Source organism: Propionicimonas sp. (assembly GCF_047606205.1).
In the GTDB taxonomy this organism is placed as follows: domain Bacteria; phylum Actinomycetota; class Actinomycetes; order Propionibacteriales; family Propionibacteriaceae; genus Propionicimonas.
Window position 1 is genome coordinate 1 of record NZ_JASGES010000213.1, and the last position, 7,952, is coordinate 7,952.

At 73.5% G+C, this 7,952-nt stretch carries 11 protein-coding genes; 8 read left to right on the forward strand and 3 right to left on the reverse strand.

The features are described from left to right. Positions 1 to 772, forward strand: a 772-nt coding sequence (locus tag QM633_RS13260; RefSeq protein WP_415154238.1) for a PfkB family carbohydrate kinase, incomplete at its 5' end; no start/stop codon positions are given. Positions 773 to 860: 88 nt separating this feature from the next. Here the strand turns inward: QM633_RS13260 and QM633_RS13265 are convergent. From QM633_RS13265 to QM633_RS13275, 3 genes are all read right to left on the reverse strand, one after another. Next, the gene (locus QM633_RS13265) at positions 861 to 1,715 is read right to left on the reverse strand and encodes a biotin-dependent carboxyltransferase family protein (RefSeq protein WP_415154239.1); all 855 of its coding nucleotides are present in this window, start codon (positions 1,713 to 1,715) and stop codon (positions 861 to 863) included. After that, positions 1,712 to 2,335, reverse strand: a complete 624-nt coding sequence (locus QM633_RS13270; protein ID WP_415154240.1) for a 5-oxoprolinase subunit B family protein — start codon at positions 2,333 to 2,335, stop codon at positions 1,712 to 1,714. The genes QM633_RS13265 and QM633_RS13270 overlap by 4 nt, the downstream gene beginning before the upstream one ends. 115 nt (positions 2,336 to 2,450) lie before the next feature. Further along, positions 2,451 to 3,200: a LamB/YcsF family protein gene (locus QM633_RS13275; protein WP_415154246.1), complete on the reverse strand. Its 750-nt coding sequence runs from the start codon at positions 3,198 to 3,200 to the stop codon at positions 2,451 to 2,453. Positions 3,201 to 3,435: 235 nt separating this feature from the next. Between QM633_RS13275 and QM633_RS13280 the strand changes: the two genes are divergently transcribed. From QM633_RS13280 to QM633_RS13310, 7 genes are all read left to right on the forward strand, one after another. Further along, positions 3,436 to 3,639 (forward strand): helix-turn-helix domain-containing protein, encoded by a 204-nt coding sequence (locus tag QM633_RS13280; RefSeq protein ID WP_415154241.1) that lies wholly within the window; start codon positions 3,436 to 3,438, stop codon positions 3,637 to 3,639. 142 nt (positions 3,640 to 3,781) lie between these two features. Further along, entirely contained in the window at positions 3,782 to 3,883 is a 102-nt protein-coding gene (locus QM633_RS13285; RefSeq protein WP_042842924.1) for a 30S ribosomal protein bS22, read from the forward strand. Between the two features lie 20 nt (positions 3,884 to 3,903). Further along, on the forward strand, positions 3,904 to 4,158 hold the full coding sequence (locus tag QM633_RS13290; protein ID WP_415154242.1) for a glutaredoxin family protein: 255 nt from the start codon (positions 3,904 to 3,906) through the stop codon (positions 4,156 to 4,158). Positions 4,159 to 4,206: 48 nt separating this feature from the next. Then, positions 4,207 to 4,848, forward strand: a complete 642-nt coding sequence (locus QM633_RS13295) for a histidine phosphatase family protein (RefSeq protein WP_415154243.1) — start codon at positions 4,207 to 4,209, stop codon at positions 4,846 to 4,848. A 110-nt stretch (positions 4,849 to 4,958) separates the two neighbouring features. Next, positions 4,959 to 5,483: a TlpA family protein disulfide reductase gene (locus QM633_RS13300; RefSeq protein ID WP_415154247.1), complete on the forward strand. Its 525-nt coding sequence runs from the start codon at positions 4,959 to 4,961 to the stop codon at positions 5,481 to 5,483. Continuing rightward, entirely contained in the window at positions 5,480 to 6,235 is a 756-nt protein-coding gene (locus QM633_RS13305) for a cytochrome c biogenesis CcdA family protein (protein WP_415154244.1), read from the forward strand. Before QM633_RS13300 ends, QM633_RS13305 begins: the two co-directional genes overlap by 4 nt. Then, a complete protein-coding gene (locus tag QM633_RS13310) occupies positions 6,235 to 7,779 on the forward strand; it encodes a cytochrome c biogenesis protein ResB (protein ID WP_415154245.1) in 1,545 nt (514 codons plus the stop codon). The genes QM633_RS13305 and QM633_RS13310 overlap by 1 nt, the downstream gene beginning before the upstream one ends. Positions 7,780 to 7,952 lie beyond the last annotated feature (173 nt).

The following is a 7,952-nucleotide window of genomic DNA, read 5'->3' on the forward strand; positions in this document are numbered from 1 at the left end:
GATCACCTTCGCCGCCCTCGGCGGCAGGTCCCGGTTCTGGACCGCGCTGGGCCCGGCACCGGCGGCCCGGCTCGCGGCCTCCGACCTGGCGGGGGCGGGGGTCGAGGTGGTGGACGTGGCCCCGCCGGGCTTCGAGCTCGCCGTCTCGACGGTGTTGCTGGATGCGGCAACCGGGGAGCGGGCCGTGGTCAGCGGCTCGGGCAACGTCCCCGCCTTCGGGAAGATCGCCGGTCCGGACCTGTCCGGCGTGGACGTCGTGCTGGTGGACGGCCACCACGCGCCGCTGGCCCGTTCGGCGGTGCTGGCGGCGGGCGAAGGCAAGGTCCCGGGTCGAGCCCGGGCTGACCGGGGGAGTGGGGTGGCTGGAGGGGGCGGGACGACCCCCGTCGTCGTGGACGCCGGTTCCCACAAGCCGGTGCTCGACGACATCCTCCCGTTCGTCACGGACGTGATCTGTTCGGCCGACTACGTCCACCCGGGCGGCCTCGGCCCTGCGGACCTGCTCGGGCTCGGCCCTGAACTGGTCGCGGTGAGCCACGGCGGCGACCCCCTGGAGTGGTGGACGCACAGCTCTCGCGGAACGATCGCCCCCACGGCCATGGACGTCGTCGACACCGTCGGGGCCGGTGACGTGCTGCACGGCGCGTACTGCCACGGGCTGGCGTCCGGAATGGCACGGCTCGAGGCGCTCGAAGCCGCTGTGGCGCTGGCGACCGAGCGTGTTCGCCACCTCGGTCCGTTCGCCTGGCGGGGTTCGCTGGCGCAGGGCTGAGGAATTGCCCTGCCGATGACCGGATCGGCCCTCGACGGCCCTGGAACGGGCACAGACAGTGCGATTCCGCTCACCGGTGCCCGGTGGGTCAGACGTCGGCCGCCCAGCGCAGGGTGACCTCGGCGCCCGGGCGGCACTGCGCGAGGCGATCCGCGCTCTCCTCGGTGAGCACGGCGACCACCGGATAGCCGCCGGTCGTGGGGTGGTCGGGGCCGAACAGGACGGGCTGGCCCGACCCAGGCAGCTGGACGGCGCCGCGGACCAGCGGCTCGCTGGGCAGTTCGGCGTCCTCGAAGCCCGGTGCCCGACTCAGGATCGGCCCGGCGAGCCGGACGCCGATCCGGTTGCTGTCCGGCGACACCGTCCACCGACCCGCCAGGAGCCGGGCGTCGGTCAGCCAGTCGGTGCGCGGGCCCGGCAGCAGGTCGAGCGTGATGGTGTGGTGGTCGGCCTGCGGCAGGGCGGGAGCCCAGCCGGAGTAGTCGGCCGGGCCGACGGCCAGGACGTCGCCCTCGGCGAGCCGGGCGGGGCCGAGCCCGGAGAGCAGGTCGGTGGACGCCGAACCCAGGGTGGCCGGGACCACGACGCCTCCGGCCACCGCCAGATAGCTGCGCAGCCCGGCCACGGGCAGCCCGAGCCGCAGCTCGGCACCCGCCGGGAGCAGGAAGGCCGCACCCCACGGCGCGCTGCCGTCGGGCGTGCTGGCCGGGCACTCCGCGCCGGCGAGGGCGACCATTGCCTCGGCGTCGGTGCGCACGACCAACCCGCCGAGGGTGACCTCGATCCCCGCAGCGCGCGGGTGGTTGCCGACCAGGCCCGCGGCGATCCGGTGCGCGACCCGGTCGAAGGCGCCCGACGGGCCGACGCCCACCGCGGCGTAGCCGGGGCGCCCGAGGTCCTCGACCAGCGCGAGCGGCCCGGGTCGGACGATCACCAGGCTCACCGGACCTCCTCGAACCGCACCCACCAACCCGGACGCAGCAGCGCGGGCGGCGTGCGCGCCGCGTCCCACAGGACGACGTCGGTGCGGCCGATCAGCTGCCAGCCGCCGGGTGAGGCTCGCGGGTAGATGCCGGAGAACTCCCCCGCGAGGCCGACCGACCCGGCCGGCACCGCGGTGCGGGGAGTGGCCTTCCGCGGGACGGCCAGCCGGGGGTCGCCGCCGTCGAGGTAGGCGAACCCGGGGGCGAAGCCACCGAAGGCCACCCGCCACGGGTGCCCGGTGTGGGCCGCGACGACCTCGGTCGGGGTGAGGCCGGTGCGCTCCGCGACCTCGGCGAGGTCCTCCCCGGTGTAGCGGACGGGGACGACAACGGTCCGGGAGTCCTCCGCGGGCAGGGACGGGACCGGTCCGGCGAGGATGCGGCGTGCCTCCGCGCGGACGCTGTCGAGAGCCGCCGGCCCGGACAGCAGGACCAGCACGGTCCGGGCCGCCGGCACCAGCTCGGCAGGCAGGTCGGCCGCCTCGAGCGCGGCCCGTACCGCCGCCGGGTCCGCGCACTCGATCAGGAACGCCCGATCCCCGCAGGGCAGGAGCCGTGGCGCCTCCGGGGTCGCGGTCACCGGAGGCGTCCGGCGGCCCGGGGAGAACGGCCCAGGGGAAGTTGCTCCGCCACCTCGGTCACGCCCCCATCGTCGACCGGAGCGGACCTTGCGGCAAGAGCGGCCTCGTCCCGTCTCACGCGAACGGACGCAGTTCCACCCCGGCCTGCTCCAGTGCGGCCCGGACCGCGCGGGCCATCTCGACAGCGCCGGGGGTGTCGCCGTGCACGCAGACGGAGTCGGCCGGGACCGCGACGCGCGAGCCGTCCACCGCCCCGATCGTCCCCGTCGTGGCCAGTCTGAGGATCCGGGACGCGACCTCGGCCGGGTCGTGCAGGACCGCCCCGGGCTCGCCGCGCGGCGCCAGGCCGCCTGCGGCGGTGTAGGCGCGGTCGGCGAAGGCCTCCACCGCCGTGCGCAGGCCGGCTGCCCGGGCGAGCCGGGAGGCGAGGGTGTCGGGGAGGCCGAGCAGCGTCAGCGTCGGGTCGAACGCGACGATGGCCGACACCACGGCTTCGGCCTGGTCGGGGCGGGTCGTGATTGCGTGGTACAGCGCGCCGTGGGGTTTCACGTAGTTCAACGTGGTACCGGCTGCCCGGCAGGCACCGGCCAGCGCGCCCAGCTGGTACACGGTCTCTGCGCGCAGTTCCTCGGGCTCGACGTCGATGAAGCGGCGGCCGAAACCGTCCCTGTCGCGATAGCCGACGTGGGCGCCGACCACGACCCCGCGCTCTGCGGCGAGCGCGACGGTGCGGGCCATCGTGAGCGGGTCGCCGGCGTGGAAGCCGCAGGCGATGTTGGCGCTCGTGACCACGTCCAGCAGCGCGGCGTCGTCTCCCACCGACCGCGCGCCGGAGGACTCGCCCAGGTCGGCGTTCAGGTCGATGTGCACGCATCAAGGCTGGCCGATCGGCGCCCGCCGGTCGAGTCCCGGGTGCCGATCGGGCGCCGACCACTCGACCTGGGGTCGAGCCCCGGCCGCCGATCGGGTCTGTGCGGGGCCTCCGGCGCGTCGCGTTGACAACTTCGTCCCGGCAGTCCCACGGAGGTCCCCTGTGGCACTAAGGTAGCCGGAAGCGGCTGCTGCAGGGGCAGCCCCCAGGGCGGGCAGGAACAACAGCATGAGCGACCCGGTCACACCGTTGGGAACGGTCCGGTTTCTGAAGGTTGCCGAGGTCGCAGCAGCGCTGCGGGTGTCGCGGATGTCGGTCTACCGGCTGATCCACTCCGGTGACCTGGAGGCCGTCCGCTTCGGACGCAACTTCCGGGTGCCGGAGCACGCCGTGAACGCCTACCTGCGTGAGTCCTTCTACCACGCGGGCTGATCGGCTGATTCGCCCAGCGCGGGCGCGGCCGGTAGGATCGGCGTGCTTCGGCTGGGCTGGCCAGCCGTGTCCTTCCGGGCTGGTAGCAGCCCGAACTTCGTGCCTGCCGTCCGGTGGGGACGGTCATCGAGAGGTCTGATTCGTGGGTTCGGTCATCAAGAAGCGTCGCAAGCGGATGGCGAAGAAGAAGCACCGCAAGCTGCTGAAGCGCACGCGCATCCAGCGTCGCCGCGCCGGCAAGTAAGCCACCGTCCGCCCGAGCCGATGAGTCACGCCCGGGTCGTGCTGTTGGTCCGCGACGGCTGCCACCTCTGTGAAGAGGCGGTGGCCGTCGTCCGTGCTGTCTGCGCGCAGACCGGCGACACCTGGGCGGTCGACAACGTGGACGCCGACCCGGCGCTGCGCGCGGAGTACTCCGACCACGTCCCCGTGACTTTCGTGGACGGGGTTCGCCACGCCATCTGGTTCGTCGACGAGGCGACGCTTCGCCGTGCGCTCTCGGCCGGGTCCGCGGGCTGATCCGACAGGTGTGCTGCGTATAGTCGCAGCCAGGAGAGAGGGAGGCCGATGAACGTCGTCCACGTCGTGCGCCACGGGCAGGTGCACAACCCCGAGGGCGTCCTGTACGGCCGGGTGCCCGGTTTCGGCCTCTCCGACCTCGGCCGGAGGATGGCCGAGCGCCTCGGCGAGCACTTCGCCGACGCCCCGCTGGTGTACCTGGTCAGCTCACCGCTGCAGCGGGCGCAGGAGACGATGGCGCCGATCGCCGCCCGCCACCCCGACCTCGAGGTCCACATCGACGAGCGGGTGATCGAGGCGGCGAACGTCTTCGAGGGCAAGTCCTTCGGCAGACGCAACGAGATCCTGTTGAAGCCCGGCAGCTGGTGGCACCTGCGCAACCCGCTGAAGCCGTCCTGGGGCGAGGCGTACACCTCGATCGTCGCACGGATGCGCGCGGCCCTCGAGGACGCCGCCGCCCACGCGATCGGCGGCGAGTCGCTGATCGTCTCCCACGAGCTGCCGATCTGGATGGCGCGCAGCTGGGCGGAGGGACGCTCCCTGGTCCACGACCCCCGCAGGCGGCAGGCCCGGCTGGCCAGCGTCACCACGTTCACTTTCGACGGTCGCCGGCTGGTCCGGGTCGACTATGCCGAACCGTGCGCGGACCTCGTGCCGGCGAAGGTGAAGAAGTTCCGTCCGGGAGCGTGATGCATCGCCGGGGCACAGGGGCGGCAGGGCGCCCGCGGACGGCACCGCGGAGCCGTCCCCTCACCACGTCGGCGCCGTGGCGGCTGCGGGTCGGTGGGGTGTGCGCGGCGATGGTGCTGGCGCTGACCGGCTGCAGTTCGGGGGCGACCAGCACGTCCGGGTTCGTCGGCGGGGACGGGACGCTCACGCAGATCCCCCTCGACCAGCGCCAGGCCGCTCCGTTGATCTCCGGCACCACCCTCGACGGCAAGACCTGGACCAGCGCGGATGCCGCCGGTTCGGTGATCGTCTACAACGTGTGGGGCTCGTGGTGCGCCCCGTGCCGGGCCGAGGCGCCCGGTCTGGTCGCCGCCAGCAGGGCCACCCAGGGCAAGGCCGTGTTCGTCGGCCTGAACACCCGTGATCTCGACACCGCCGCGCCGGCGGCGTTCGTCCGCGCGTTCGACGTGCCGTACCCCAACCTCTACGACCCGGACGGAGCGCTGCTGCTGAGGTTCTCCGGCCAGCTGCCCGCCAGCGCGATCCCCAGCACCCTGCTGGTCGACCCTCACGGACGTGTCGCGGCCCGGGTGATCGGCGAGACCACCGAGGCCACCCTGGTGGGCCTGGTCGAGGATCTGGCGGCCGGCAAGTGACCGAGTGGGTGCAGCAGGCGGTCGGCGGGTCGGTGCTGCTGGCGCTGCCGGTCGCCCTCCTCGCCGGGCTGGTCTCGTTCTTCTCGCCGTGCGTGCTGCCCCTCCTGCCCGGTTACCTGTCGTACGCCACCGGCCTCGGCGCGGCCGAGATCGCCGCGGGGCGGGAGGGCGGCCGGAACCGCCGCCGGGTGCTGGCCGGGACGCTCGGCTTCGTCGCCGGGCTGGCCCTGGTGTTCGTGGCCTCGGGGGCGCTGGCCGGAGGCGTGGGCGGCGCGCTGGTGGAGTGGCGGCGTCCACTGTCGGTCGTGGCCGGGCTGCTCGCGGTCGTCCTCGGCCTGCTGTTCACCGGCTGGCTGCCCTTCCAGCCGTCGTGGCGCCCGAACCTGACGCCCCGGCTCGGCGTCGCCGCGTCCCCCCTGCTCGGGATCGTGTTCGCCCTCGGCTGGACGCCGTGCATCGGCCCCGCCCTCGCCGTGGTCCTCTCGCTGGCCCTGAACGAGGCGACCGCGCTGCGCGGCGGCGTCCTGGCGCTCGCCTATGCGCTGGGCCTGGGGTTGCCCTTCGTGGTCGCGGGCCTGGCCTTCGACCGGTTCTCCGGCACCGTGGCCCGGGCGAAGCGCCACCACCGGCGGATCCAGGTCGCCGGCGGGATCGCGATGATGGCGGTGGGGCTGCTGCTCCTCACCGGCTGGTGGGACGCGCTGATGGCGCAGCTCGTCGCCTGGGGCGCAGGCTTCACGGCGGTGATCTGATGATCGGCTGGCTGCGCTTCTTCTGGAGCACCCTGACCTCGATGCGCACGGCGCTGATCCTGCTGTTCGTGCTCGGCGTCGCCGCCATTCCGGGATCGCTGCTGCCGCAGCGCCCGACCAACCCGGTGGGCGTGGCGACCTATCTCAGCGCGCATCCCGACGGCGGGCCGTGGCTGGACCGGCTCGGCTTCTTCGACGTGTTCGGCTCGGCCTGGTTCGCCGCGATCTACCTGCTGCTGTTCATCAGCCTGATCGGCTGCATCATCCCGCGCACGGCCACCTTCGCCAGGGAGTTGAGGGCGCTGCCGGCGCGCGCACCGGGGCGGCTGACCCGGCTCCCCGGTCATACCACGGCGAGGGTCGGGCGGAGCCCGGCCGAGGTGCTCGACGCGGCCGAGGCGCACCTGCGCTCGCGCCGCTACGTGGTCCGGCGGGAGTCCGACTCGATCTCCGCCGAACGCGGCCGGCTCCGCGAGGTCGGCAACCTGGTCTTCCACATCTGTCTGGTGGCCACGCTGGTCGGGCTGGCGTGGGGCTCGTTGTTCAGCTTCAAGGGCACCACCGTTGTCGTGGAGGGCCAGGCGTTCTCCAACACCCTCACCCAGTACGACGAGTTCGGCTCCGGTGCGGCCTTCAACTCCTCCCAGTTGTCGCCCTTCACCATCAGGCTCGACTCGTTCGATGTCCGCTTCGAGACCGGTCCCGTCCAGACCGGCGCGGCGCGGGAGTTCAACGCCCACGTCACCCTCAGTCGGCCAGGTCAGGCGGACGTCACGGAGAGCCTGCAGGTGAACGCGCCCCTCCAGCTCGGCGGCGACACCGTCCACCTGCTCGGCCACGGCTACGCGCCGGTCGTCACCGTACGCGACGGCAACGGGGACGTGGTCTTCTCCGGGCCGGTCGTCTTCCTCCCCGAGGACGCGAACTTCCGCTCCAGCGGGGTGATCAAGGCGCCGGACGCCCGGCCGAAGCGGCTGGCCTTCGAGGGCGTGTTCCTGCCCACGGCGACCGCGGGCGGCGCCAACGGCATGGTCTCGGCCTTCCCCGACGCGCTGAACCCCGAGCTGCTCCTGAACGTGTGGACGGGCGAGCCGAAGGTGGAGACGGGCGTCCCGGAGAGCGTCTACTCCCTGGACCGGACCGGCCTCACCCAGCTCACCACCGGTGACGGATCGCCGGTCAGCGTGGGCCTGAAGGTCGGCACGGGCTACAAGCTTCCGGACGGGCAGGGCTCGATCACCTTCGACGGCTGGAAGCGCTGGACCAAGCTCCAGATCTCGAACACACCGGGCGGCTGGATGGTGCTCGGCTCGGTGATGCTCGCCGTGATCGGCATGGCCGTCTCGCTCACCGTCCGGCCGCGCCGCCTCTACGTCCGCGTCTCGCCCGCCGGTGAGGAGCCGGAGGCTTCGACCACCGTCGGTGTCGCCGGTCTCGACCGGGTCGAGGGACGCGGCGGTCTCACCGATGAGGTGTCCGCACTGGCGGCGGCATGCGGGTTCGGGGCTACGCTGACGGCGACCGAAGACGAGGAGCAGCAGTGATCGCCTACTACTCCAGCCTGGCCATGGTCACCTCGGCGGTGCTCTACCTGCTCGCGATGACCCTGCACGCTGCGGAATGGGCCAGTGCCCGGACGGCGAGGGTGGCCGAGCCACAGCTCGCCACCGTGGGCGCGGGCGGTGCTCCCGGCGCCGGGCCGGGGTCCACCCAGGCC